We start from the raw sequence: 26,277 nt of genomic DNA, 5'->3' as shown, positions 1-26,277 counted from the left end.
ACGCCACAACGGTTATGTGCGATAGCATGGAAGCAATGTTTACCTAGGTCGATACCTAAAATATGAATAGAAGACATATGGTTCACCTCATTCTGAGAGCCTACTCTAAGCTTAAGGGCTTGAGAGTGAGGCGGACCATATAATTAAGCTCCAATATCGCTATTGGAGCTTTTTATTTATCTCGTCAGAGCTATTCCGGCTTAGCGCCAGCTAAACACTCGTACTTCGTTGCCCTCTTCAGGCTTCTTCGGAATGTTTAAAGATAGCGCTAAAGAAACCGCCGCCATCGCCGCACCAATGTAGAAAACCGTTGCAGGGGACGATAACCAAATCACACCAAACGCGACTGGAATAACAACCGCCGCAATATGGTTGATGGTGAAAGAGACACCTGCGGTTGAGGCCATATCTGCTGGGTCTGCAATTTTTTGGAAGTAGGTTTTAATCGCTAACGCCAAAGCAAAGAACAGATGATCGACCACGTAAAGTGCCGCCGCCCACTCAGCACTTTGCACCAAGCCATAACCAACAAACACACCGATCAAACCAATATATTCGAAGATCAACGCCTTGCGCTCACCAACTACACCAATGAATCGTCCAATACGTTTCGCGAACAAGAAGTTAAATAGGTAATTCACTAAGAACAGTAACGTGACATCTGCAGCAGAGTAACCGAATTTCTCTACCATCAAGAAGCCCGCAAACACGGTGAAGATCTGTCTTCTCGCGCCACTCATAAACGTCAGTGCATAGTAGAGCCAGTAACGCTTCCTTAGCACTAACTTCTTATTCTGTTGAGTCTTGGTTTGAAACTCAGGGAAGCCAAAGGTCATCACCAATACTAAAATGAAACCGATGCCTCCGGTAATGCCATATACCCAAGCGAAATCGAGTTTTAGCTGTTCTAACATCACCCAAATAGAGCCATAGGTGAGAAGAGAGGCAAGCGCTCCCACCGAGATCATTTTACCTAGCATCTCTGGCGCTTCTTCTTTGCTTAGCCATTGCAGTGACAAAGATTGCTTCAGCGTTTCAAAATAGTGGAAACCCGTCGACATCAAAATAGTGGTGAGTAAAAGGCCTGTCAGTGAAGGGAATAAACCGGTAATCGCCGTGCCCACTGTCAGCATCGCTAGTGATATCAACATGAAGCGTTGCTCACGGATGAAGGCTAAAACAAACACTACAGTAAACGCTAAGAAGCCAGGTATCTCACGAACACTTTGCAGCAAGCCTATATCGGCACCGTCAAAGTTCGCTTTCTCAATCACGAAGTTATTAAGCAGAGCCATCCAGCTCGAAAACGCGATAGGTACAACAATCGAAATCAGTAATAAAAAGTTTTGCGGCGTTTTCCAGCTCGCGGGTGATGCTCTCATAGCAGCCAAATCCTAAATAGTAATCCAGTATCATACTCCGGTTTTATGGTGATTAACAAACGATTAACTTTTGTTTTTCTCATGTTCATAGAGAGCAAAAATGCATACAACGAGGAGGTATAAACAGGATAAATAAGAGGTTCTATCGAGCTTTGACCGGCTTCTTTTCGTCCAACTGCTGAACCACCGCTTGAGTAAGCTGTTCAGTATAAGGATTAATCTTCCAATGCTCTGGACTCCAACCTTTCACAAAACGTTGGAAATCAGCCCACGCCACATAAAACATTGGCCGCCATGTTTTCTCAACATCATCGAACGAAAGCTGTGGCTGATAGTGTGCCAATGCTTCTTTCAAGTGTTGGAAGTAAGTGTCTAGTACCTGTGGTTCAAGCTCTGCGCAATCTTGCGGCCTAATCGCGCTGCTCATGAACAAAGCCACGTCTTTCATCGCACACCCGTTTCCAACATATTGAAAATCGACCGCAGCCGCACGTTCGCTTTCTGAATCAAAACAGAAATTGGCTAACTTAGCGTCACCGTGAACCAAGGTTTGGTATGGGCACTCTCTGAGTAGACGGTCGATGTTTTGTGCTTGATTCTTTAGTGGGACATCAGCCAAAGCATTCAATTCATCGGGGCGAGTGTCTAGGTGCCAGTATGTACCGACTTGCCACAATGGTGCCGACTGCCCTTTATCGATATGGATGTGCTTTGCATGAAAGTTTGCAAGCCATTTTAGGCAAGCATTACGCTGTTTAATTTCGACAGATGTATAGCTAGGCTGAGTATCTTTGATAACCGATTCATCAAATGCGGCAAGCACATCGAACTGAGAAGTTAACGGGAAGCCGATATCCGCTAGGTCTTGCATCACGATAAGCCACTCGTTCTCTGTTAACTCACAATGCAGTCCAACAGGGACTGGGCAACGCTCGTCCCACTGTTGAGTGAAGGACTGATACCATGTCGTCTCGACTTGGTAAGAGTGGACCTTGCGCTGATGAGAGAGCTTGGTGTTCCAGCCTTTAGGGTGTTCAGTTTTATCTGGCAACGCGACATGTTTAACGATAACGCTGTTCATCGAAGCACTATTATCTTTAGCAAAGGCCAAGCGAACTAACTCGCCGTAGCCGCCCCATAAGCGCTGAATAACTTGAACATCAAACCCTTGCAGACACCCGAGTAAAATCGCTATTTTTTTATAAAGCTCAGGTTGATTTTGACTTGAACTCGCTTGTGGTTGAGCAAAGTTGTTTGAGGGTATTGGTTGAGACATATAACTCGTTACTATGCTTTATCGGATAGAAGATGTGACCACTGTTTTTGCCTGTTCATGTAGTGCACCACGTAGCTACATACTGGTATAATTTTGAAGCCCGCCTGTTCAATTTCAGGTAATACCGACTCCATCATCACCTTGCCAAAGCCTTTGCCTTGCAGTTCATCAGGAATACGAGTCGAGGTGATGTGCAATACATCGCCATCCTTCTGATACTTAACAACCGCGAATTGATTCGGTTCTAGCTCAACTGTGATCTGGTTCTCTTCTTGAACCCATTTTACTGCCTTCATTCTCAACTCCTGCAAATAATTGATACGACAAACAATTAAAGTTTGAAGTATGAGTTCCTTGTAATAGACTAACGCAAGTGCATATAAATAAAACTAAGTACTTACAAACAAAGCAAATATTTTTAGAGCTCGCGAATTTACATAAAATCAGCGACAAACAAAAGCACTCTATAAATCATGCAAAGTACGCCTACTAAATCTAGCACGTAATAACCCCTTGTTAGCAAGTTACCAATATATCTAACAGACGCATGTTGGCGCATGGAGAACAAATAATGAACGCACCACTGAAGAAGCCTTTGGAGCATAATCAGGCACTTCAAGATCCTCGTAACCGCACCATTTCTACGATAAACAGTACCGATGCGCTGGCCATGATTGAGCACGGCAGTGAGCTGACGCTAAACGTCTCGACTCCTGTTGGCACCAAGTTTCTTGCCACCACCAAATTTATCGGTACTCACAGTGATAACTGCATTGTGATTGAGGTGCCGGAAGTATCGAGCGATGATCTACGCTTTTTCTTCCAAGAAGGTTTTTGGATGACGGCTCGTGCTTACTCTTTAAGAGGAGAAGGCGCACTTATCCACTTTAGATGCCAGATTCATCATACCATCGGCGAACCCTTCCCTATCATCGTGCTTTCAACACCAAGTACGATGCAAGTGACTCAGCTGCGTAAAGAGACACGCTATGAAGTGAACCTAAGCTCTCGAGTTATCTTTGATGATCAACGCATGAACTGCGAGATTCGAGACCTCTCGAAAAGTGGCTGTCGCTTTGTGACCTCACCGACCGCTCGTTCGATCCAAGTTGCCGATAGAGTCTCTATCGAAATCACGCCTGAGAACTACAACGGCCCGTTGATTCCACCACTGAGAGGGATTGTGTGTAATCTTCAGAAATCTACGCACTACGCGCGCTATGGCGTCGAATTTGATGATATCGGTCGTGCCAACGCTAAGAACTTATTGGGTAAGCTCAAGTTCGATGGCACCAAGCTTCGTTTACGGAATGCTTAAGCACTAGAGATTGTAAGAATCAAAAAAAACAGCCATCGATAATATCGATGGCTGTTTCGTTTTATGGTTAACGGTTATTTAGCTGTTTTACGTCAAGCGTTAAGCTATTTACGCAATGCGTTGAGTTTGGCCTGAGCGATACCAAAGATAGTATCGATTGGGTAGCTTCCCTCATCACTCGCTTCACCAGCCGCTTTGCCTGTGAATAGTTCAATCGCTTCGGTCACATGATCAATTGCCCAGATGTTGAACTCGCCCTTTTCAACCGCTTTAACGATATCGCTACGCAGCATCAGGTTGTGAACATTCGAACGTGGGATGATCACCCCTTGTTCATTAGAACGCCCTTTGATTTCACACACATCAAAGAAACCCTCAATTTTCTCGTTCACACCACCAATAGGTTGAGATTCACCGAACTGGTTCATCGAGCCAGTAATCGCGATGTCTTGACGATTTGGCTGCTTAGAAAACGCAGACACCACCGCACAAAACTCGGCCATACTCGCACTGTCACCATCCACACCACCATACGATTGCTCGAAGGTGATATTGGTAGTGAGCGGCACTTTGGCTGTCTTACCAAACACGGAAGAAAGGTAAGCCGACAAGATCATCACGCCTTTGGAGTGAATACTGCCACCTAGGTCTACGTTTCTTTCAATATCAATCACTTCACCATCGCCATAAGCGGTGGTTGCCGTGATTCGGTTCGGCGCACCAAACATATGATCGGTTGTGCTGAGTACAGAAAGCGCATTCACTTGACCAACAGCCTGACCGTCCACATGGATCAGTGTTGTGCCATTAGTGAAGGTTTCCATTACGCTGTCTTGCAGTCGTCCGACACGCATCTGTTGGTTAGACAGTGCTTGGTCAACGTGCGTTGCGCGAATCAGGTTCGATTTTGATCCTCTCGCCACGTAGTTTGACTCACGAAGCAGATTGGCAATATGCGCCGAGTGCAGAGACAACTTACCTTGATCACCCGCCTGACGAGAACTGTGCTCAATGATGCGCGCAATCGCTTTGCGGTCACAATGCAGCATGTTGTTGTCATGCACGATGCTCGAAATGAAGCGCGCGTAATGCATTTCAGAATCAGGAGTACGCTTCATCTCATCTTCAAAATCGGCCGTCACACGGAACAGTTCACCAAACTCCGCATCGTAATGTTGCAGCAGTTGGTAGGTACGATAATCACCAAACAGGATGATCTTAACGTCTAATGGGATAGGCTCAGGATCAAGCGACACTGCCCCCGTTAACGTCACCTCTTTTTCAAGTGAAGTGAAGCTCAATTGACGCGAACGAAGCGCACGCTTCAAGCCTTCCCAAACGTAAGGCTGTTCAAGAACTTTTACCGCATCCATCAGTAATACGCCACCGTTCGCTCGGTGTAAGCTGCCTGCGCGAATCAGTGAGAAATCTGTAAATACGGTGCCTTTGAACGTCGCCGTTTCTACATAGCCAAACAGAGAGTGATAATTCGGATTCTCTTCCACCACGATTGGCAAAGTGTCTTCCTTTTGGCTCACAATCACGTTGACCTTGTAACGACGTGGCATTTTCTTATCCAAAGAAGCGGTCGCCACTTCGGCTTGTTCGGTGCTCTCTTCTAAGAAAATATCGGCGTTATCGACAATGTCTTTACGCAGTGCTGTGAGGTACTTTTTGATGTCTGGATATTGGCTGTAATCCTGCTTCAACTGCTTGATGAAGTGAGTGATCACATCTCGCGCCGTATCATCATTCAGCTTTTGAATTTTCTCAGTGTAGGTCTCTTCCAGTTCAGTCAGCTCACGAGAAATCGTGCGCAGACCAACTTCCAAAGCATCAATGGTTTTATCGAACTGGTCTTGTTCTTCTTCTGAGAGCAGATCGAAGCTCTCTTCGGTATGAAGATCATCGCCATTCATCGCCACAAACTGGTAATCACCTTGAGTGGTGATCGTCAGGTTGATGCCTTTCTCTTTCGCTTCTCGGCTAATGCTTTCTAGCGCGGCTTGTTGCTTGGCTGCTAACTGGTTTTTCAGCCTATCAGCACGGCTAAAGTACATCTCGTTATCAAACGCAAGAGGCATACCTTTCAGCAGTTTACGCATTAGCTTTTCAATATCTTGCTTTAAGCTACTGCCGACACCTCTAGGCAACTTAAGTACCTTAGGTGTACGAATATCTTCAAAGTTTGCGATATAACACCAATCAAAAAGCTCCTGAACTTCTTGAGGGTGTCGGTTTAGATAGCGCAAGATCATGGTGCGTTTACCCAGACCATTTCGCCCTATCGCATAAATGTTGTAACCCTTTTCCTTGATTGACATCGCGAACTCAACGGCCTTTTGCGCACGTTCTTGCCCGACGATCTCGTCAATTGGAGCCAGTTCTTTGGTCGACTTACATGGTAACTTCTCGAGTTCTGCTACCTGATACAGCTGTTCTGTATTGAGTCTTTGAATCGCCATCGCCGCCTCCTTAGTCCTTCATTACTTGGGTGTAGATAAAATCAGTGTAGATGTAATTTCCTATAAATTTAGTGACTTACGCTACACAGCTGTTCAACTGAACAAATAACACACAATTTAGCGCATTTTTACGAATGTCGAGGGTTTTAATTCACCAACTTAACATGTGAATGATTTTAATTTGCAATTGATAATAAATATCATTAACATTTTCAGATATTGTAAATTGAGGATGTGGACATGGAAATTGAACGATGCTGGATGCACTACCTAAAAGCTGAACAGTTAATGGAGCAAGGTCACTGGCCAGAAGCACAACGCCTTTATGGTGATGTTCTCAATTCTCTTCCACATCACATCCAAGATGCGGCATACCAAAGCGATATTAAACCCTGTCAGTTTGCTTGCCTACTTGCAGGGCTGAGAGACGCGAGTGTTGCTCAATCTGAGATTCTCAACCGTTTAGGACAGCATCAACAAGCCTTTGATACCTTGAATCAGTCTTACGCACTGATGCAATTTATCTCGCTTGAAAGCACCGAACTGATTCAACGCACCTATGGGCTATTGGAAAAGCAGAGTGAAGACCTGCTCAATCACCTAATTGCTTTTTGCAGTGCTCAGCGCAGTTCGCATTGGATGCTCGAACTAGAACAAATTCAACGTGCTCATCACCATTTTGGGCAACTAAAAACAACGTCAGAAGTTCAATCTTCACCTAATGTCTTAAATTGATAAGGATATATCATGTCGGACCGGGCCATTCTTAAAGTTAATAACCTCTCCGTAAGTTTCAAAACCAATGATGGAATCATTGATGCGGTCAAAAAGGTTAACTTTACCCTTAACTCAAGCGAAACCTTGGCCATTGTTGGTGAATCAGGTTCAGGTAAATCCGTCTCTTCCAACGCGCTGATGCGTTTGCTGCCTGACAACGCGATTATCGATGAGCAATCAGACATCGAGTTTGAAGGTCAATCGATTCTTGGCAAAACTGAGCGAGAAATGCAGTCGATTCGTGGCGATAGAATCGGCATGATCTTTCAAGAGCCAATGACCTCTTTGAATCCATACCTACGTGTCGGTACTCAAGTGGCGGAAGCCATTATGTGTCACCGTAAGGTATCAAAATCAAAAGCAAAACAGCGTGTGTTAGAGCTGTTTAATCTTGTGCATTTACCTATGCCAGATCAGGCTTATACCAAGTACCCGCATGAGTTTTCTGGCGGTCAGCTACAGCGAATCATGATTGCGATGGCTCTGATCAATGAACCAGATATTCTGATTGCAGACGAACCTACCACAGCATTAGACGTAACCGTTCAAGCGGAAGTACTCTCTCTTATCAAAGAGATACAAGGCAAAATGGGTATGGCGATTCTGTTCATCACCCACGATTTAGGTGTGGTGAAACACTTCGCTGATCGCGTGCTGGTGATGTGTAAAGGTGAGTTGGTCGAAGAAGGACTTACTCAAGAGCTCTTCGATAGCCCTAAACACGATTACACACGCATGCTGATTAACTCAATTCCGAAAGGTGCGAAGGTTCCTGTTGAAGCATCTGCTCCTGAACTGCTTTGTGCAGAAGATATTCGCGTGAAGTTCTTGATCAAATCTCACTTTATCCAAAGTAAGAACCAGTATTTCGAAGCAGTTAAAGGCATTTCGTTAAAGCTAAAACAGGGTGAAACCTTAGGCATTGTGGGCGAGTCTGGTTCCGGTAAATCGACCCTTGGACGCGCATTGATCGGATTGCTGCCAAGCAGTGGGCGTATTGTCTACAAAGGCCAAGACGTCAGCTTATTAACCGATAAAGAGCGTCACAAGCTTAAGAAAGATGTTCAGATGGTGTTCCAAGACCCTTATGGTTCTTTATCACCACGTATGACGGTTGGGGAAATAATCACCGAAGGCTTAACGGTGCATCAACCTTACTTGTCAAAACAAGAACGTTTAGAAAGAGCGCGTAAAGCACTGATTGAGGTTCGCTTAGAGCCAAACTCAATTAACCGTTACCCGCACGAATTCTCTGGCGGACAAAGACAACGTATCGCGATTGCTCGTGCGTTGATCCTTGAGCCATCTTTCATTCTGTTGGATGAACCGACGTCAGCACTCGACCGCTCAGTACAGTTGACCGTTATTGACCTGCTGAAAGACATTCAAGCCAAGCACAATATCGGCTTCCTGTTCATCAGCCACGACCTTTCGGTAGTGAAGGCATTATCGGATCGCGTATTAGTGATGCAGAAGGGGGAAGTGATGGAAGAAGGCGCGGCAGAAGAGATTTTCAATGCGCCGAAAAACGACTACACCAAGAAACTCATCGCTGCGTCATTCGACTTAGAAAATAAATCGGAAAAAAATGCCGCATAAAGGGAACTAATCAAGATTAACAGCGTCTTATAAGTACATTCTGAAAAAGCATCTAATGGATTGCACTCTAGAATGGATATAGCAAAACTGGTTTGGCCGCCAAAAGAGAAATGTCGCATGGATGCGACATTTTTCGTTTCTGGCGTATATAAAAATCAACTCAGTGATTATGAAGGCTTGCTAAAATTGACGGATTTTAAACAGGGTTAACTGGTAGTCGGGTCATAGTCCCAGAGCGGCTTCATTCAACTCGTTTTTGGACATTTCTGAGTTACGCGTCTCCCAAGTTATCATGTCATGGATTACTAAAATTATTCGAAAACATTTAATCTAATGTCCAAATTTACTCATTCGTTACAGTTAACAAAGCTGGTATTTACCATAATGACAAGGTAAAAAGCCAAGCAGAGGACTTAGATAAGATGCAAGCACAGTGCTTTAATCGGGTACGATGATAGATAACGTCAAGAACTTGATACACAGAACTTACCATGCAATGACAGAATGTACTAACCACACTATCTCGCTCGGCGAATTTTGTTTTCGATATAACCGTCGATTCTGTTTACAAAGAATGTTGAGCATTTTACTGATTACATCAGTGAAAGCATAACCTATATCAGCAATACTACTTAAGTTAGCTAAAAGTCAATGGTAATCCGGAATACTATAAAGTCAGGTTCTCATTCTGAGTCGAATAATTGATAAAAGAAAGGACGATACTTTCATGTCGCCCTTACTAAGCTTTTACTGGGAAGTTGATTACTTATTTGAAGAAGTTTGTTTGTCTATAGCCACAAGCTGTTCAAGTAATAGCTTTTGCTCACGATCAAGCGAACCCAATACTTTTTTTAAGTTTGTTTGATAAGTATCTAGCACGTTTTTGTCCGCACTAATGGCAAGATCAAGTTGACGCTCGTACTTCTGCAAAACTTGTGTCGTACGCTGAATATTATTCATATTTTCACGATGTTCCGCATGCATAAAGTACAGTGTGGAGGCGGCTGTAATAATCACAACCAACTTATCAATCGATAGCCAACCCGACTTGCTTTCATTCTCACTAGCCAATTGCTCAGATATTGCTTGCTCGCTCATTATTCGATGCCTACTAATTTCAATTTAAATTTAATTCGTTCTGCAGTGCGCTGCAGTTCCTGCAATGTTTGATCCTGCAAGTGGGATTGGTATTGCACCAAGCCCGTCGCCAACGCATAAGCCACTAATGCTGAAATGATCAACCAGCGATGAGACTTAATTGCTTGCTTCAATTTTGTAATCAAAACAGATCCCCTCTACATTTAAATCGGCTCTGGCCCTCAACTTCTTGTTGGCGAGATATCTGCAACAAATTTTCAATGGTTAATGGCGGCATCTGAAAGCACTCATAAACACTCCCATTACCACGCTGAACAAAAATCAAACTGTTATAGCGTTCTCTATCCGTATCATGAATACGCTTTATTTGAGGATTATTAGATCGCTGCATCACGATCAATGCTCGCTGCTCAAGAAGTTCGCGTATAGACACTCGCCCCATCTGCTTGATCTCTTTCCAACCTTCCATTGAGTCATAGTTTTGTAATAGCAACAAAGCATCTGGGGCTGGATTCGGCTTGAGGAACCATTTCTGATCCAATAGATAACCAACCTCTTTACTGGCCAAGATGTTTGGTAGTGCAACTCCCTCTAACCAGCCATCGCTGCCATAATTCAAACCAGCATAAAATCCCATCCTTTCATCGCGCTTAATGACAGCAACGTTAAAATCGTAAGGGACCTCGACTTGACCTGATATAACAGCCAAATCTCGTGCCAACTGGTCAAATCGTTGAGTCTGTTCGAAAGTACGGTAAACGTTGTTGGGTCGCTCACTCTGTGTCTGTGTATCAATAAAACTTGACAGCGCGGTTAACCCTTGACCACCAGTCAAGTGCAATAACCACTCTTCAATATCGATGATGCCACCCAATAATGTGGCTGTCGCTTTGTCCAACAAGCTCAGTTCAGCAGTCTTTACAACCGTCTGTTCAATAAACTCATTCATGGCCATTGCGTATGAGTTTCTATGATTAATTCCGACAGTACCTATTAAGGCAATCCCGATACCAATCACACTAAAATAACTGACGCCTATCACACGGTTGCTTTGATAACTCGCGCGACCAAACTGGAAAAGCAGGGAGAAGATAGCAAACAAACTCGCTGTAATCGCCACTGGCGGGATGAATGATAAACGAACCGCATCACTGCCTATTTGATAGAACATCCCTCCTGGTGCAAATGCCGATTGTGCCGTTGCATCGGTTAACATACTCACAAAGTTTGCGTTGTCTAGTGATGCCACCCAACGTTTAAATAGCTGTTCACGACCGGTGGTATGTTGGTAGCTACTATAGTAATGCTCTTTCAAGATCTGCTTGAACATCGCCCGAGTGTTACTGTGCTTAGCGATATCAATCTTATCCATATTTCGATTGCTAAATTTGAGCTTACTGGTGGATTGATATTGACGCCATGTTTTATCAATTTCTACACGCGCGCGTTTTTGCAACGAACGACGAATCGGCGTTGAATCATTACGCGACCACGTTGCCGACACTTTGTATCCTTGATCCCGAGCAACTTGTACCACGATTTGCTTAATGGCAGGTTGGGTAACGAATTCATGTTGCTCTAGCTCATCGTCAAATGGGTATCGGTGCTCCAGATAAGCGATTCGAGCATCTTGTAGTTTGGCTCTAAATGAACGCGTAATACCTGCTAAGTACTTGTGATATAACCAAGGTTCGTCATCTAAACTCAATAGACGCAAACCCGCAATTCGGCCCGAATCTATTTCATTTTGCATATAGTCGTGCCACTGCTGGCGTAACGCATCGACACAATTAGAATCACAGCTTTTCGCACGTAGGCGTTTAACTTGCCCACGATAAACTTCTACATAACGTTTGACTAAAGGCTCAACAAATTCCGCATCATTATCAAAACCTTGCTGATAAGCGAGCCATTCTTGAGCCAATTGCACATCAATTTTACGTTGCAACTCACCAAATTCACGCTTAAACGCACTTTGCCTTGTATAATTCTGACGAATTCTTGCAATCGCTCTTTGAGTTGCCAAATAATGTTTTAGCTCTTGATCATATTGTGTTCGTGCTTGCTTATATAGTGGGAAAATTTTGCTACTAAAATACGCTTCTTGATCACGTTCCATCAAAGTGACCATCATATTTTCGGTCTGATCGGCAATCGTGCTATCAACAGCAGAAGACATCAAAGCCAATGATGGCAGTAATGCAACGAGGAGCTTACGACGTTCGTCATCGGCAACGATCGAGTTCATGGCCTCGGCTCGGTCAAAGACTACCATTTGACGATCTAATACTTCTTTAAACAAGAGTGATCGCACTGCAGCAAGCTTAGTTTCTGGCGATGTTGAGATGACAAGTTGATCAACCGTGATACGCAGCGCGGGTATCGATGCGACCCAAAGCAACATAAACACTACAAAGCGACGGCTGAAAGTACCAAAAAATGGCACCATGTTTAACGCCAACATGTTATTCGGAATCGCAGTCGCAACCACTAACGCTAAACCAAATCCACTGACAATACGACCAATCAACTCAACATGTTCAGCCAACTGCGCGTACTCGGCCACTAAAGTTTCTAAGCCTGATGCATAAAGTTGTACGAGCACGGTATTTAGCGACACCTCAACCCACATATAAGCAAATAGGCCAGGTAGAACGATAAAAAGCAGCAAAAGAATTGGAATGGATCCATTATTGGGTTTCGTTGCGGTCACGTTTTGGTTAGCCACCATGTTTGCCTCCAAAGACGATCACTTTCTTTTCACGCGCACTGCTATCGTCAGCTTTGGAGTGGCACAACGCTTGGTTACTCTGACCTTGCCCCGCTGAACATCGGTCGATCAGGGTCGCGATATCACCTCTATAAGTAAGGTAACGCCCACTTGATAGCAGAGACCGTTGCTGCTTAAGTTGATTGAAATCCGCATCAACTGGCAGCAGCGAAACGAGTTTTACCTGAGATTTGGTACTTTCTCGGCTATAGCGTTCGGTAGGCACACTGATCATCGTGCCCTGAGTCAGAGCTTGGCAGCTGCGTAAAACATCACCTTGACTAAGTACTAAAAAGCGAGGCATATCTACCGCATCTACAAATTGCATCGACAGCTCACCCATGGAAGAAGCACGTTGACCAGTCGCAATCAAAATGTTCCTCGTAGCAAACAGTAGATGTTTTTTCTTTAGAAACTCATGCTGCTCGCCAGTAACCAACAAAGTTTGATCAAGGTCAGCAAAATGAGTGACCCAATCTCGAACTAGTGTTTGTTTATCGATGCTCGTCAGATCAAACAAAGCACTATCGTAAGAAAAAACCATTAGTTCAAGATCTTGTGGTTGGCTGTCGTTTGGGAAAAAATAATAGTTATCACCTTGTTTTTTTAAGGTGATAAAAGTGTAACCAAACGAAGAGTATTGGCTGTGCTCAACCTCAGTGACCGAAACAGCACGAGTCCCTATTGGATAACCACAACTTCCTGCATCCAAAGGAACAATTCGCCCATGTTCATTGAGCACTAAGCCGCGCTGCATTAGTGCATCTTGCAACTCAATGTTCTTCACTGATCTATCAGCATGATTAGGTAAACTTAGCGTGAATGACAAAGTAGGCGCAACATAAGGTACTGGTGGAGGACTCGAGCAACCGATTAAAACTAACAACAGTGTAATCCAATATATTTTCCGTTTCATTTTATTATTTTTGTTCCATTTGAAAAATTTGGCGAACTCTACAGTATTTTTTTATTATATTAATTGATTAAAAACACATTACTCGCTTTTATTTTTCATTCGATCAATATACAACCACTCGTATTTAATTAGCTGTGAATAATTTACTATTCAATAAAATTCAACAACCACACCTCCAGTACAATATATGAACATATGATTTCTAACGTAACTTGAAGTTCATAACAAGTATTTCCATCTTTCCTTCATACACTCCCTGCACCCTTCCGCCATACTAAACGATTATCCTTTCAAGAACATAAATAGTGTTAGCACAAATGTGTAAAGTCTTGGTAGGTCAAAAGTACCCTAATCAACAGTCCAATCAAAACTAACACCTACTTTATTGCTAATTGTCCATTAGCTTCATCGTAATTCCTATATTTAATTACCCCAACAAAACTTCCTACTTCGATTTTTTCCAGGCAAGTGTGTAACCTGAGTGCTCTTGTTTATTTTTTAACGACCGATATGAAAAATAGTTATAATTCATATATGTTGATTAAAGACATAGTACCTCTATAATTCACTTTATTTTTACAAGGTGTTTAAAAATGTCAAAAGATATAATATTTCAAAATAAACATAACAACAAAACTAAACTGGTGAAGCTTGGTTTTTCATGGACAGTTTTATTTTTTGGGGGGATTCCAGATCTTTTCCGAGGTCACTGGAAAGGACTAGGGGCTATGATTCTAATCCTTGTTGCTGCAATCTTTACATCAGGCTTAGGATTGATTGGTCAAATTGTCTATGCATTTTATCGCAATAAGTTGCTAATCGATCACTACAACAATGAGAATTGGCAACTATTTGACGGAAAAGCACAAGATATTGAAGCCTACACTGGCAAAAAATACATTGTGGAACATAGCGTGGCTTAAGTCAGATTAAAAGCGTTTCAACATGGTAATGCTAGTTTAGCTATTTGAGTATTAGTTAATATCTTATCGAGGCTTTATTCCAGAGCGAAAGGGCCTCTTTTTCAAAGCTTCGACACTATTTATCCACTCAAAATAACACGGTACACAGCATACAAACAACTCATCGTAATTATCAATGTAGAGACTATAAACAATTAAAAATTTATTTTAACAAAACAGTAACCTAGGTGAATTTTCTGACACGAAGTAATGTGTTCTTCTTTATCAATTATTACATTCATTAGCAATATGGTCGAAAAATTGGCGACTTTTTTGTGAAACTGAAAAGATAACCAAAAAACAATTTATGAATAAAAAAATGGTAAACGGATCTTAGTTAACCGCCGACACCAGATACCAAGAATGTCTGGTGACTCACTCCCTTATACGCTTATTTTATATATTAGCTCCATTATTAATTATGTTTGCTGCATATTCATTATTTAAAGGTGAATATACGATAGATAAGTGCGAACAGCGGTTAATTGAGAAAGATAAAAGCATAGGCATGTTCATATCTATCATTAGTTTTTTTAATATGTATTATTAGGTTGTTTGATAAAGTAAGTTTTTCTCATCATTTGGAACCCTGCAAAAAAAACGAGTTTTTCAACTATCCGTTTATAGCTGTATTCTGGGGACTCTTGGTCTTATCTAGTGCTACATTTAATGCTTACTGAAGACAAGGGGGAGATTTCTATCTTTCGTACACTCTTAATATCGTCTCTTTACCCAATTTTTATTGACACTGTACTTAACGTTACATCACTCAATGAGGAGCTTGGTCAAGTCTTCGATAAACTAATGGCGTTTGCTAGACTATTAGAAATAATTCCTGACAAAGCCATTCAAATATTAATACCATAACTTCCTTTATCTCTACTTTGCTGTAAGTAGCAGATTTCAGTTACTGAGAGTTATCCATAATTCTGGACGCTCTCAAACCTACTGCCTCAGGTAAAATTCACCAAAACATTCGTTGATTGCATCGCGTAGGTATAACTCTTTTTCGTTATTTTCCCACTTGCAATTAATAAAAGAAGAATACTACAAGTCTTGCTCTTGACAACTTTATTGAAGGCTAAAAAACTAGCTATCCTAACCCCACACTCATCCAAATGATCATCGTTGAAAATTTCTCGATTTCTTCTCATGATCGTATTGGTAATACTTCAGTTCGATAGATATTACACTGATAAGAAAAAGTAGGTCAGATACCTATCAGTTAACTTTGACGAGTCCGTTCGATGCCTTAAAAAGTGGAGCAGAAGTGGTTAGCTTACCTGCCCCATATTGAACAATGTGAAGACGTAAATATCAGCAGCAAAATCTATAGTTTTACTCAGCGGCATTCCGACCATGGTTCGCATTGATATCAATACGAATCATTACGGGCGAACCGACTCATACTCATCTTGAAATTAACGATACAAAGACTTAGTCGACTCTCTGACGATTAAATCAATCGGTGGTAAGCGCGCTTCATGCCTCTCGCCTGATAACAAGTTCAAAATCGACTGCGCACACACCTCTCCAATCTCTTCAATCGGCTGTCTCAAGGTCGTTAATGCTGGTGTGAAATACTTCGAGGTTGGCAAGTCATCAAAGCCAATCACCGACACATCTTCTGGTACTTTGTAGCCGTGATCATGCAACGCCTTAATCGCGCCGTAAGCCGTTTGGTCATTGGCCGCGAACAGGGCAGAAAAGTGAATCTTAGATTCAATCAACTCAACAGTTTTCTCATAGCCAGACTCGCTACTGAAATCACCCTGTTTGACGAGTTTTGGCATCACTTTAATACCCGCCTCTTGCAGCGCTTTCTTATAGCCTTCAAATCGATTACCTGCATCTGGCTGGCTTGAAAGTCCTTTGATATGAGCAATATTCACATGCCCTTGCTGCAATAAATGGAGGGTTGCCATGTAACCGCCCAGCACATTATCGATATTGATGGAACGAACGTTGTCTTCAGCGAAGTCATAACCGACCGCGACAATCGGGATGTCTTGCGCGTACTTAGCAATATCCTCTTTGGTAATACTGCCTGTCACGATGATCATACCGTCGACATTGCTCTTAGCCAGATACTCTAAGGCGTGTATCTCGAGCTTTTTTTGCCAGTGTCCGGTTGCTATGACTAACGAATAGCCTTGAGCTATCAGGGTTTTCTCCATGTCGTTGAGGATACGACTGGTATAAGGGCTGTCAGGGTGTTGCACCAATACGCCGATCGTGAGTGAACGGCGATTGATGTTCTCCTGCATTTGAAAATTGGGCTTGTAGCCAGTGTCTTTGATAGCCTGCTCGATGTTCTGGCTTTTATCATCCGACACATAAGTGGTTCGATTAAGAAAACGAGAGACCGTGCTTGGCGAAACGCCAGCTAGCCTCGCTACATCGTATACGGTGGTTTTTTTAGTTTTAGTGCGCATCTCGATACCCTAACCCAGTGACATTAAGGGAAGCCCTAAAGCTCCCCATCAGTTTCAACTCAACATTGCTCAAGTTGAAACTCATACTATTTTATTAATATAAGTAGGCGAAAATCATCCCCGGTCGGAAGTAGCGACCTGCGGTATATTTCAAACCTGTGCTCAGAAGCCACTTATGAAGAACCGTAGCTTGCTCCGCTGAAATTTCACCTTTAACCATATTAACAAATTTATCACTGTCTTTAGTCAGCTCAGGATTAACTCGTCCGTCAGACAGCACACACTTTTGCAATTTAAGTGCAGTAAGCCACTTTTTCGCATCATTTTGTGACAATTCAAAAGATTCTGTAAGATCTTGCTCAGTGAAAGAGACAGAACAGTTGAACCCTTCTGGTGCGGCAAATGGAGTTTTTGAATAGTCATACAGCGCGGTATACACGGTATCCATCAATGTTTCTGCTTGCTGCGATTTACCCGCTAGGCTCAACGCAGTTGCAACGCTAAACTGCACACCAATCCACACGTCTTGCGCCTGAAAAGCCTCATGTGGTGATCCGTCTGCCAATGTCATGTTCACCACACCCAGCTTAGGGCTGTTAAGCTCAAAGTTATGTTTATAAACATAGTCCAATGCGCGTTGAATACGCTCTTGCGGGAAAATACCCTCCAAGCTAATCAACTTTAGATAACTGTCGGCAAGTAAGGCATCGCCAAAGCTGTTGTCTGAATCTGGTACTAATTCTAGATAATCTTGCGTAAAGGCTTGAGGCGCAGTCTCACTCAGTAAGCGTTTCTTAGAGACTCTTTGAGATACCTTACTGATGTTGATGGAAGTATCCGTCTCATTGAGATAAGCATTGAGCGTATTCTTGTCAGCAATCGCATCGCCCGTCAAAGTCAGGCCTAAGATTTCCAGAGCTTGGTAGCCTTCGCCCGTTAGATGCTTGGCTTGAACTGGCGTCACGAAAAAGTGGTAGTAGCCTTCTTTCTCATCCCACAAGCTTTGTTCAACTGTCGCTAATGCCTTTTTCGAATGAGTTAGGTAGTCCGAGCTCAGATCGTTTTCACCCATCAATTGTGCAAGTTCACTCGCGGCTTGAAGGCCTGCAACCCAGAGGCTCGCGCAGTAAATTGAGATACCATGTGACGCTAGGTTATCGAAGGTATCATCTGTACCTCGGGTTAGCGGTAAATCATCGCCCTCAGCAATCAAGTTCGATAAGAAATCGATGCTCTCAGTCACAGCCTGCCAGCACTCTTTAACTACAGAAATATCTTGTGTGTTTTGATAGTGACGGTACACCATCAGAATGTATTTCGGTGCTAAGTCCTTCCATTCCTTAACATTGTGCCAGCTATACGCATCAGGCTGGATGTCGAACGGGCTACCTAAATCGTGGATGACTGCACCTCGAATCGCGCGCACTCCTTGGTACTTCTCATCAATCAATTCAGCATTCGGTGTTGCTTCATATTCCCAGTATCGGCGCTGAGTGAAGTCTTCGGCCAAAATCGCTTTCGAGAACTCTTTCATCACGCAGCCATCAAGTTCCGGCAGTAAATAAAGCAGTGAAAACGAGCCGTAGAAATACACATCCAGAGAGTTAAAGAATGGGTAATCAACACACTCTTTCACTAGGAACTTGTCTTCTTTATCCCACACTGTAGATTCGGCTAAGAACGACAGTGAGTTCATCGCCATCGTCGCATAGCGAAGTGCCGATTCAGGTTTTGAAATCTTGCTTTGAGCCTGTTCGAGGAAAGCCGTTTGTTGCTTCACTATCTGCTGCTCAATGCTCTCTAGCTTTGGCAGAATATCCTCTAACATAGGTAACGCAGGCTTTGCTTGTGGGTAGAATTGAGTGTAAGCCTTGTCCGAGTTCCAGCCATTAAGCATCACTTTGCGATGTGCCATCACTTGTGCAAAACGAAGGTCAACAGACTCACCCGGCTCCAACTCAACCTGAACCACAACCAATGCGCTCAATGCTTCACGCCCTGTGTAAATGCCCGTTTGGAATTCGGCATTAGTACGGCCTGTTTTTAGGGCGAACTCTGTTTGCTGGGTCACTTTCGAAGTATAAAGCGTTGGCTTAACAGACACCGACACCTTGCCAGACTCCGTCAAACGGTTTTCGGCTTGAACACCAAACACCACCTCACCCTCAATATCACTTTGGTACGGAGACTGGCTAGTGAGCTGAACACCGCTAAAACTGTGGCTTTCACCGTTTATGTTCACCGCTTGATGCTGCTGAGCTATCGGGTTTTGAGATAAGGTACATGCCGAATCTTGGATCCCATCGCGACCTTTTCGGTAGGTTGAACCAATCAAATTCTGCAGAGGTTGAGCAAGCGTCATCACACGAGTTTGCTGTGATTCGTTGGTGAGCTGGAAGTGGTTCCAGTGCATCGGTAAAGAACAGAGGCGTTTATCATCTTTAACGATCGGTGAGACGACCTTACGCTTTATTTTAATATCATCAAAACTATTATATTGATATTCAGATAATGGATATAAAGCCTTATATTCTATATCGCTACCATTAACAGTTTCTATATCACCATTATTTCCCGCAGTTAGTGATCGCTGTCTCGTTGCACCATTTATTAATAAACCATTAAAGAAATCTAAGGCTACATATAATTGACAAACAATCGACGATGAATCTGATTCAATTAATAATTGAGTCTTATTAGAAAACTCAACATTCCACTTTATAAAGCTCTCTCTATTTTCTTTATAGAAGTTGCCATTTTTTAATGCGTTACGAATGATGTTAATCGCATTCGAATTATTTTCTGTATCTATTTTCTTGCCATCGAATAGCGCTGGGTAGAAATTCAGGTGAACACTAAGCTCTTCTTCGTTAAGAATCTGAAGTTTTTCAATGGTCGGCACATCCATAACCGAAGCATAAAAATCATTAAAATTAATAACTTGCTCTGAACAATCAACAAATATACCGGGAATGAAACTGAAGTTCGGTGTGTTGCCGTTTGGCGTCAGTGTAAATGTATTGCCAATACCGCCCACAGCCATACCGGTATTTTCTGGTGTCGTAGAAATTGGCGTGTACCAAGGTTGAATAAATTCAACTGCGTCACCCTTTTCACACAGGTATTTTGAATTTCCTGAATAGCTTGTATATGGAATTTTATTATTCATTTTAAAACCGCCATTGAATATTTTTTTCTTCTTGTTAATATCTTTACAAAATGGAGACATCAACATGTTTAAAATTATAAATGAAAAATTTGGAAATATTGACTCTGTCACATTAATAAACCACCAGCATGGTATAGAACTTCAAATAATCAATGGATTTGGTGCTGTTATAAATAAATACATTGTAAATAACAGTCCATTCTCTTTTATTTGTGGTTATCAGAATTATGATGAACTGATCAACCAACATCCGTTCTTTTCCCGCAGTGCTAAATTATTCCCTTTTCCAAACCGTTTAAACTTAGGTCGTTACAGTTTCGATAACCAAAACCATCAACTCCCAGCTAACTTTCCTTGGTCTGATCACGCCGTACATGGCCTGCTCTACAACCAACCTTTTTCAATCACAAACAGCGTAGCCAATGAAGAGTCAGCCAGTGTGACGCTGCAATATCAGACGTCATCTTTGCACCCTGCTTTCCCGTTCGCTTTTAACCTTGAAGTCACCTTCACTATCGACATCACAGGCAAGCTATCTTGCTCGACAACTGTCTCTAATTGTGGTGATTTCGCCTTCCCATTCGGTGATGCTTGGCACCCTTATTTCTCGCTTGGCACTGACTTGAAACAGTGTGGGCTGACCATGTCACCTTGTGCAAAGGTCATACACGATAACGACCTGCCTAATGGTGAAAAACAGGCTTTTGACCGTTTGTCTTTGGATGATTCCCTGACCAATCAAAAACTAAATCACTGCTTTGAATTTGATTCGAAGACAACCAACCAACTGACTTTCACACGCTCAGATTCATCTGCCGCGATTCACTATCAACAAGATGCAAGCTACCCATTTGTTCAGCTGTACACACCTACAAGTGAGCAAAGTATTGCAATAGAACCAATGACTTGCCCTGCCGATGCTTTCAATAACCAGATTGGCTTATTGACGCTTAGCCCGAACCAATCTCAAACCTTCACTTGGCAATGCCAAGCTACCTATCAACCAAAATAAACGAGCTAAACTAAAGCAACTGCTGAATGCGAAATCAGCCCCCTAGAGAACGCATTGCTAACAAAACAACTACAACGAATAACAAGCGAAAGAAACAAACGAAAGAGCAATAAAGGGCGCATAAAGCGCCCTTCTCTTTGTTAACCTAAAACCACTTCTACCGTGTGCTCACCCGATGTAAATACCGGTGCTTTGTTGCCTGAAATCAGGTCACCATTGACCTTCATCCCAACCACGCCCTTACACACGTTATTCGGGTTAGTGACATGAATATAATAAGTCGCACCGCGGAACTGACGACGGACTTTGAACTCAGGCCACTCAGCCGGAATACAAGGATCCACCAGCAAGCCATCTACTTCAGGTCGAACACCCAGAATCCATTGTGTGCCCGCAACGTATGTCCAAGATGAGGTACCAGACAGCCACGCATTACGTCCTAAACCAAACTGTTTGTGCTCGTCACCCAAGATGTTTTGTGGGTAGCAGTAAGGTTCAGATTCAAAAGTATCAATATCGTCGTTCTTAGAAGCCGGGTTGATTTGGCGGTAGTACTCATAAGCACGTTCGCCATTGCCCATTTTCGCTTCTGCGATCATCACCCATGGGTTTGAATGCAGGAAGATACCGCCGTTCTCTTTCGCACCCGGTGGGTACGTCGAAACACCACCAAGTTGTGGATCAAAACCGTTGTAACCCGGAGTTGAAAGCTTGATACCGTTGGTCGTGTTCAGCTTGTTGTAAACCGAATCCAGCGCCTGAGTGGCACGCTCTTGTGTCGCGAAACCAGAAATCACAGGCCAGCTTTGGCCGTTAGTGTAGATCTGCCCTTGCTCGTTCTTGTGAGAACCAATTGGCAGGCCTTGCTCATCAAAGTAACGCACAAACCATTCGCCATCCCAACCGCACTCATTCACTGTGCTCTGCATCTGCTGGTACTGATCTTTAAACTTGGTTGTTAGCTGCGCTTCACCACGCAACTCACAAAGGTCCAGCATATCGAGCAGGGCTTTGCCGTACATGTTAGCTACCATCATCGACTCTGCGCCTGTTGGCAGGTTCACCGTGTCATTCCAGTCTGCAAAACCTAATAACGGTAGGCCGTGCTCACCAGTATTGGTGTACGTAAATTCAATTGCGCGACACAGGTGATCCCAAACCGTTCCCGTTTCGACTAGGTTGCCCGCTTTGTCTTTTTGGTAGAACGGGATCTCTTTATTCAAGAAGTCTGCATTGCCCGTCTCTTTCACATATTGAGTGACTGCGTAGATGATCCACAGATGATCGTCGCCGTAGTAATCCGGGCGATCTTCTTCTTCACGCGAGTCACCCGCGTTCGCTTCCATGGTTGATGGGAAGAACTGGTGCATCGCAGAACCATTGGTGTTTTGCACAGATAATAGACGCTCAATAAACTCACGCGCCTCTTCTGGCATATGAGTAATCACGCCCAATGTGTCTTGCGAAGAATCACGGAAACCGATACCACGAGCACCATAACCAAGTTGATACAAAGACAGGTAACGAGACCAGTTTTTGGTGGTGTGACATTGACGAGGGTTGTGAACGTTAAGCATCGAGTTCATTGCTGGGTCTGGCGTTTCAACCTGAACCGCTTGTAGGTAACTATCCCAGTGTTCAGCCAGTTCAGCAAAAGCCGAATCCACCATTTGATGGTCACGGTATTTAGCTAACAAAGGTAATGCAGCGTCTAGGCTCTCTTCTTGTGCAATTTGTACAACCGTACGTTCTGTCTGCTCTGGAGATAACCAACCTAAGCGCAGGTTTAATGCACCAATGTTGTCGCCACGCAGACACTCTGTGTTACCAAGCTCATCGTTTTCTAACGCTTGTGGTGCCGCCCATGTACCATAGCCAAACTGACCTAGGAATGATTGACGGTCACCGTCAAATGACGTCGCAGGCCGATCCGCGGTCATCAGGTTTACGGCGTAGTCGCGCTTCATGAAGGCATACTGCTCAAGCACGGTATGACCCGATTCTTGCTGGTGCGCTTTAAGCGTCATGGTTTGTGGAACCCAATCTGCATTTAATAGTTGCTTAAGTGCGTCGAAGTGTGTGAATTCGTAGACTGGCACTACATCAACGTGCAGCGCTTTGTCTGAAATATTGGTGACTTTGATGTCTTGCAGCAATACTTGGTCCGCTTTTGGTACGAAGAACGTCGCTTCACAACGCACACCAAACGCTTCTGCAATGATGGTGGTGTAAGACAAGCCTGTGTGGTTTTCAAACTTATCAAGGGGCTTCAAGGTTGGTGTGTAGAAAGGTGAGAACACCTCTACGTTACCTGCTTCATCACGCACCTTGAGATATAGGGTCGAGCCTTTGAAATCAGAGTTTGGTAGTTGTGCAATGTACTTGGTGATACGGTTCAGTGCCGGGTCGCCCTTACACAGCAATACGCCGCCGTTGCTATCTACAATGCCACCGAAATCTAATGTGCCCACATAGTTACACCATTTGATCGGTGTGCATGGTGTGGTTGCTACGTATTCTTTGTTTTTATCGTCAAAATATCCGAATTTCATCATCACTATCCCTAGCCCCTCCCAAATCAGGAGGAGCCAAAACAATTTGTAGTAAGTTGGTTGGTGTCAGCTCAATGGCTGATTTAATTTGACTGGCTAGCTCGCTAGCGAGTTCTCGCTCAGTGCGTCAAACAGGTGGAAAGCATCCAAGTCTAAGTAAAGTGTCAGTTCTTTCACATCCACTTCAGCAGCTTGGGTCTCAACCATCAGCGGTTGGCCGCCAATTTCTGTTTTCAGAAGAATGCTCGCACCTAGCAGCTCCTTGTCTTTGATTTTCACAGGGAATGGCAGCACACGGTCGTGGTCAACTTGCTCAGCACGTAGGTGGATGTCTGTTGGACGAACACCAAAGTGAAGCGCTAGGTTTTTAGACGCCAGAGATTTAAAACGCTCCGGCAATGGGATATGAACATCGCCAAGTTCAACGAAGTATTCGCCTTCTTTTTCAATCAGTTTCGCTTCCAACATGTTCATTGATGGGTTACCAATGAATTGCGCGACAAACTTGTTAGCCGGGCGCTGGAACACCTCGGTTGGTGTACCCACTTGAGCAACATAACCATCTTTCAGAATCACGATTCTGTCCGCCAATGTCATCGCTTCGATCTGATCGTGTGTTACGTAGATGGTGGTGGTTTTAAGTTCACGGTGTAGGTGTTTGATCTCTTCACGCATCACGCCACGCAGTTTGGCATCTAGGTTAGATAACGGCTCATCAAACAAGAAAACCTTAGGCGTACGAACCATCGCACGTCCCATTGCCACACGCTGACGTTGGCCACCAGAAAGCTCTTTTGGCTTGCGGTTCAGTAGTGGATCAAGCTCCAGCATTTTCGCCGCTTTTAGCACTTCTACGTCGATTTCTGCTTTCGGCATTCCTTTCAGTTTTAGTGCGAAGGCGATGTTCTCGTAAACCGTCATGTGCGGGTACAGCGCATAGCTTTGGAATACCATCGCTAAGTCACGGTCTTTAGCATCGACCTTGTTCATCACTTTGCCACCTACGACTATGTCACCAGAGCTGATGCTTTCAAGGCCAGCAAGCATACGTAACGTTGTCGATTTACCACAGCCAGATGGGCCAAGGAAAACCACGAACTCGCCGTCTTCAACCGTAAAATCAAACTCTTTTACAACCTCAACATCACCGAATGATTTTTTGATGTTCTTAAATTCTACTTTAGCCATTATCTGTTCTCCTCAGCGCGCTCTTGAAGCATGTTTCGGTACGCAATTGCGCTCTGTTTCAGTGTTCTTTCTTGGGTGGTGTAATCAACATGGACGATGCCAAAACGCTGGCAGTAGCCGAATGCCCACTCAAAGTTATCCATCAGACTCCACGCAAAGTAACCATCCACTTTCACACCGGCTTCGACTGCGTTGTGAACCGCTTCGATGTGGCCTTGGAAGTAACGAACACGTTGGTCATCCATCACTTGTCCGTTAACACGCTCGTCGTTACCTGCTGCGCCATTCTCTGTGATGTAGATAGGCGGCATGTTTTCATAACGCGCATTCAGTCTTACCAATAAATCGGTTAGGCCTTGTGGGTTAATTTCCCAGCCGATGTAAGTGTGTTCTGCGTCAGTCTGTTTTACTGATTCAATGTCGCCGTTCTCGTTAAAGCGAGCGACATTGCGTGTGTAGTAGTTGATACCGATGTAATCAACCGGAGCACTGATGATGTCTAGATCGCCTTCTAAAATCATCGGCATGTTCATCGCTTGGCGCTCGACGACCAGTTGTGGGTATTCACCCTTCAATACTGGGTCGATGAACCAGTGGTAGTTCTCCGCTTCACAGTAATCTGCGGCGCCTTGATCTTGTGGTGTTAGCGGGTAAGCCGGAGTCGCGTTAAATACCACACCATGCTTAGCGTGGGGCGCATTCTTACGCAGAATCGGCATCGCCAAACCGTGTGCCAACATTAGGTGGTGAGACGCTAAATAGCCCTCTTTTTCACCCTTGATACCTGGTGCATGTTCGCCCCAGCGGTAGCCTAGGAATGCAGACACAAATGGTTCATTGAGTGTGGTGTACACATCGATATTGTCACCAAAGTATTTGCTCACCACTTCTGCGTATTCTGCGAATTTGTAAGACGTTTCACGGTTTAGCCAGCCGCCTTTATCTTCAAGGTATTGCGGCAGATCCCAGTGATAGAGCGTCACAAACACCTTCATGCCACGAGCATGACACTCGTCGATGATTTGACCGTAAAATTCTAAGCCTTGCTGATTCACCACACCGTCTTGCGGCAGGATACGTGGCCATGCAATTGAGAGGCGGTAAGCGTCAACGCCTAGGCCTTGAATCATCTCGATATCTTGTTGCCACAAGTGGTAGTGGTCGCACGCCACATCACCATTGTCGCCGTTATCGACCTTGCCCGGCTTCTTACAAAACGTGTCCCAGATAGACGGTGTACGACCGCCCTCTTCAACGCCGCCTTCAATTTGGTACGAAGATGTCGCGACACCGAATACAAATTCCTTACTGCGTAACTTTGAATCACTTGGAAGTTGAAATTTATTCATTGTTATAAC

The 26,277-nt window shown here is 43.8% G+C and carries 19 protein-coding genes; 6 read left to right on the top strand and 13 right to left on the bottom strand.

Annotated features, from left to right (window positions below; genetic code table 11):
* Positions 1-200: 200 nt before the first annotated feature.
* The 3 genes from L1D37_RS13015 to L1D37_RS13005 form a co-directional block, all read right to left on the bottom strand.
* The gene (locus tag L1D37_RS13015; RefSeq protein ID WP_239848154.1) at positions 201-1,382 is read right to left on the bottom strand and encodes an MFS transporter; all 1,182 of its coding nucleotides are present in this window, start codon (positions 1,380-1,382) and stop codon (positions 201-203) included.
* A 142-nt stretch (positions 1,383-1,524) separates the two neighbouring features.
* On the bottom strand, positions 1,525-2,658 hold the full coding sequence (locus tag L1D37_RS13010; protein WP_239848153.1) for a phosphotransferase: 1,134 nt from the start codon (positions 2,656-2,658) through the stop codon (positions 1,525-1,527).
* 11 nt (positions 2,659-2,669) lie between these two features.
* On the bottom strand, positions 2,670-2,954 hold the full coding sequence (locus tag L1D37_RS13005; protein ID WP_239848152.1) for a GNAT family N-acetyltransferase: 285 nt from the start codon (positions 2,952-2,954) through the stop codon (positions 2,670-2,672).
* 275 nt (positions 2,955-3,229) lie between these two features.
* Between L1D37_RS13005 and L1D37_RS13000 the strand changes: the two genes are divergently transcribed.
* Positions 3,230-3,976 (top strand): flagellar brake protein, encoded by a 747-nt coding sequence (locus L1D37_RS13000; protein WP_123300197.1) that lies wholly within the window; start codon positions 3,230-3,232, stop codon positions 3,974-3,976.
* 104 nt (positions 3,977-4,080) lie between these two features.
* Here L1D37_RS13000 and L1D37_RS12995 read toward each other — a convergent pair whose 3' ends face one another.
* Positions 4,081-6,441, bottom strand: a complete 2,361-nt coding sequence (locus tag L1D37_RS12995) for an ATP-binding protein (RefSeq protein ID WP_239848151.1) — start codon at positions 6,439-6,441, stop codon at positions 4,081-4,083.
* Between the two features lie 240 nt (positions 6,442-6,681).
* Between L1D37_RS12995 and L1D37_RS12990 the strand changes: the two genes are divergently transcribed.
* From L1D37_RS12990 to L1D37_RS12980, 3 genes are all read left to right on the top strand, one after another.
* Positions 6,682-7,176, top strand: a complete 495-nt coding sequence (locus L1D37_RS12990; protein WP_019826219.1) for a hypothetical protein — start codon at positions 6,682-6,684, stop codon at positions 7,174-7,176.
* A 12-nt stretch (positions 7,177-7,188) separates the two neighbouring features.
* Entirely contained in the window at positions 7,189-8,817 is a 1,629-nt protein-coding gene (locus tag L1D37_RS12985; RefSeq protein ID WP_239848150.1) for an ABC transporter ATP-binding protein, read from the top strand.
* A 72-nt stretch (positions 8,818-8,889) separates the two neighbouring features.
* Positions 8,890-9,027: a hypothetical protein gene (locus L1D37_RS12980; protein ID WP_176678948.1), complete on the top strand. Its 138-nt coding sequence runs from the start codon at positions 8,890-8,892 to the stop codon at positions 9,025-9,027.
* A 552-nt stretch (positions 9,028-9,579) separates the two neighbouring features.
* Here L1D37_RS12980 and L1D37_RS12975 read toward each other — a convergent pair.
* From L1D37_RS12975 to L1D37_RS12960, 4 genes are read right to left on the bottom strand one after another with little or no spacing between them, the layout of a single operon-like run.
* On the bottom strand, positions 9,580-9,915 hold the full coding sequence (locus L1D37_RS12975) for a hypothetical protein (RefSeq protein ID WP_176678949.1): 336 nt from the start codon (positions 9,913-9,915) through the stop codon (positions 9,580-9,582).
* Positions 9,915-10,100: a hypothetical protein gene (locus L1D37_RS12970; protein ID WP_176678950.1), complete on the bottom strand. Its 186-nt coding sequence runs from the start codon at positions 10,098-10,100 to the stop codon at positions 9,915-9,917. Before L1D37_RS12970 ends, L1D37_RS12975 begins: the two co-directional genes overlap by 1 nt.
* Positions 10,097-12,646, bottom strand: coding sequence for a hypothetical protein (locus L1D37_RS12965; protein WP_239848149.1), 2,550 nt, complete (start codon positions 12,644-12,646; stop codon positions 10,097-10,099). The genes L1D37_RS12970 and L1D37_RS12965 overlap by 4 nt, the downstream gene beginning before the upstream one ends.
* On the bottom strand, positions 12,636-13,601 hold the full coding sequence (locus L1D37_RS12960; protein ID WP_239848148.1) for a hypothetical protein: 966 nt from the start codon (positions 13,599-13,601) through the stop codon (positions 12,636-12,638). The genes L1D37_RS12965 and L1D37_RS12960 overlap by 11 nt, the downstream gene beginning before the upstream one ends.
* A 593-nt stretch (positions 13,602-14,194) precedes the next feature.
* Here L1D37_RS12960 and L1D37_RS12955 point away from each other — a divergent pair.
* Positions 14,195-14,524 carry a hypothetical protein gene (locus L1D37_RS12955; RefSeq protein ID WP_176678953.1) on the top strand — a complete coding sequence of 110 codons (330 nt, stop codon included), beginning with the start codon at positions 14,195-14,197 and terminating at the stop codon, positions 14,522-14,524.
* Positions 14,525-15,984: 1,460 nt separating this feature from the next.
* On the opposite strand, the gene L1D37_RS12950 is transcribed toward L1D37_RS12955, so the two are convergent.
* Positions 15,985-16,998: a substrate-binding domain-containing protein gene (locus L1D37_RS12950; protein WP_017631098.1), complete on the bottom strand. Its 1,014-nt coding sequence runs from the start codon at positions 16,996-16,998 to the stop codon at positions 15,985-15,987.
* Positions 16,999-17,092: 94 nt separating this feature from the next.
* Positions 17,093-20,167 carry a GH116 family glycosyl hydrolase gene (locus L1D37_RS12945; RefSeq protein ID WP_239848147.1) on the bottom strand — a complete coding sequence of 1,025 codons (3,075 nt, stop codon included), beginning with the start codon at positions 20,165-20,167 and terminating at the stop codon, positions 17,093-17,095.
* Positions 20,168-20,231: 64 nt separating this feature from the next.
* Between L1D37_RS12945 and L1D37_RS12940 the strand changes: the two genes are divergently transcribed.
* Positions 20,232-21,179: an aldose 1-epimerase gene (locus L1D37_RS12940; RefSeq protein WP_239848146.1), complete on the top strand. Its 948-nt coding sequence runs from the start codon at positions 20,232-20,234 to the stop codon at positions 21,177-21,179.
* Between the two features lie 140 nt (positions 21,180-21,319).
* On the opposite strand, the gene L1D37_RS12935 is transcribed toward L1D37_RS12940, so the two are convergent.
* The 3 genes from L1D37_RS12935 to L1D37_RS12925 form a co-directional block, all read right to left on the bottom strand.
* Positions 21,320-23,734, bottom strand: coding sequence for a glycosyl transferase (locus L1D37_RS12935; RefSeq protein WP_239848145.1), 2,415 nt, complete (start codon positions 23,732-23,734; stop codon positions 21,320-21,322).
* A gap of 93 nt (positions 23,735-23,827) precedes the next feature.
* Positions 23,828-24,919, bottom strand: coding sequence for a sn-glycerol-3-phosphate ABC transporter ATP-binding protein UgpC (gene ugpC, locus L1D37_RS12930; protein ID WP_008216689.1), 1,092 nt, complete (start codon positions 24,917-24,919; stop codon positions 23,828-23,830).
* Entirely contained in the window at positions 24,919-26,268 is a 1,350-nt protein-coding gene (locus L1D37_RS12925; RefSeq protein WP_239848144.1) for a GH1 family beta-glucosidase, read from the bottom strand. Before L1D37_RS12925 ends, ugpC begins: the two co-directional genes overlap by 1 nt.
* Between the last annotated feature and the right edge of the window lie 9 nt (positions 26,269-26,277).

Source organism: Vibrio sp. Isolate33, from assembly GCF_022397895.1.
Classification (GTDB): Bacteria; Pseudomonadota; Gammaproteobacteria; order Enterobacterales; family Vibrionaceae; genus Vibrio; species Vibrio pomeroyi.
This window is presented reverse-complemented; position numbering and strand designations above follow the sequence as displayed.

What these genes read in the sequence shown, in the direction of transcription:
- L1D37_RS13015 (WP_239848154.1), bottom strand. Translation starts at nt 1,382, where the DNA reads ATGAGAGCATCACCCGCGAGCTGGAAAACGCCGCAAAACTTTTTATTA.
- L1D37_RS13010 (WP_239848153.1), bottom strand. Translation starts at nt 2,658, where the DNA reads ATGTCTCAACCAATACCCTCAAACAACTTTGCTCAACCACAAGCGAGT.
- L1D37_RS13005 (WP_239848152.1), bottom strand. Translation starts at nt 2,954, where the DNA reads ATGAAGGCAGTAAAATGGGTTCAAGAAGAGAACCAGATCACAGTTGAG.
- L1D37_RS13000 (WP_123300197.1), top strand. Translation starts at nt 3,230, where the DNA reads ATGAACGCACCACTGAAGAAGCCTTTGGAGCATAATCAGGCACTTCAA.
- L1D37_RS12995 (WP_239848151.1), bottom strand. Translation starts at nt 6,441, where the DNA reads ATGGCGATTCAAAGACTCAATACAGAACAGCTGTATCAGGTAGCAGAA.
- L1D37_RS12990 (WP_019826219.1), top strand. Translation starts at nt 6,682, where the DNA reads ATGGAAATTGAACGATGCTGGATGCACTACCTAAAAGCTGAACAGTTA.
- L1D37_RS12985 (WP_239848150.1), top strand. Translation starts at nt 7,189, where the DNA reads ATGTCGGACCGGGCCATTCTTAAAGTTAATAACCTCTCCGTAAGTTTC.
- L1D37_RS12980 (WP_176678948.1), top strand. Translation starts at nt 8,890, where the DNA reads ATGGATATAGCAAAACTGGTTTGGCCGCCAAAAGAGAAATGTCGCATG.
- L1D37_RS12975 (WP_176678949.1), bottom strand. Translation starts at nt 9,915, where the DNA reads ATGAGCGAGCAAGCAATATCTGAGCAATTGGCTAGTGAGAATGAAAGC.
- L1D37_RS12965 (WP_239848149.1), bottom strand. Translation starts at nt 12,646, where the DNA reads ATGGTGGCTAACCAAAACGTGACCGCAACGAAACCCAATAATGGATCC.
- L1D37_RS12960 (WP_239848148.1), bottom strand. Translation starts at nt 13,601, where the DNA reads ATGAAACGGAAAATATATTGGATTACACTGTTGTTAGTTTTAATCGGT.
- L1D37_RS12955 (WP_176678953.1), top strand. Translation starts at nt 14,195, where the DNA reads ATGTCAAAAGATATAATATTTCAAAATAAACATAACAACAAAACTAAA.
- L1D37_RS12950 (WP_017631098.1), bottom strand. Translation starts at nt 16,998, where the DNA reads ATGCGCACTAAAACTAAAAAAACCACCGTATACGATGTAGCGAGGCTA.
- L1D37_RS12945 (WP_239848147.1), bottom strand. Translation starts at nt 20,167, where the DNA reads ATGAATAATAAAATTCCATATACAAGCTATTCAGGAAATTCAAAATAC.
- L1D37_RS12940 (WP_239848146.1), top strand. Translation starts at nt 20,232, where the DNA reads ATGTTTAAAATTATAAATGAAAAATTTGGAAATATTGACTCTGTCACA.
- L1D37_RS12935 (WP_239848145.1), bottom strand. Translation starts at nt 23,734, where the DNA reads ATGATGAAATTCGGATATTTTGACGATAAAAACAAAGAATACGTAGCA.
- ugpC (WP_008216689.1), bottom strand. Translation starts at nt 24,919, where the DNA reads ATGGCTAAAGTAGAATTTAAGAACATCAAAAAATCATTCGGTGATGTT.
- L1D37_RS12925 (WP_239848144.1), bottom strand. Translation starts at nt 26,268, where the DNA reads ATGAATAAATTTCAACTTCCAAGTGATTCAAAGTTACGCAGTAAGGAA.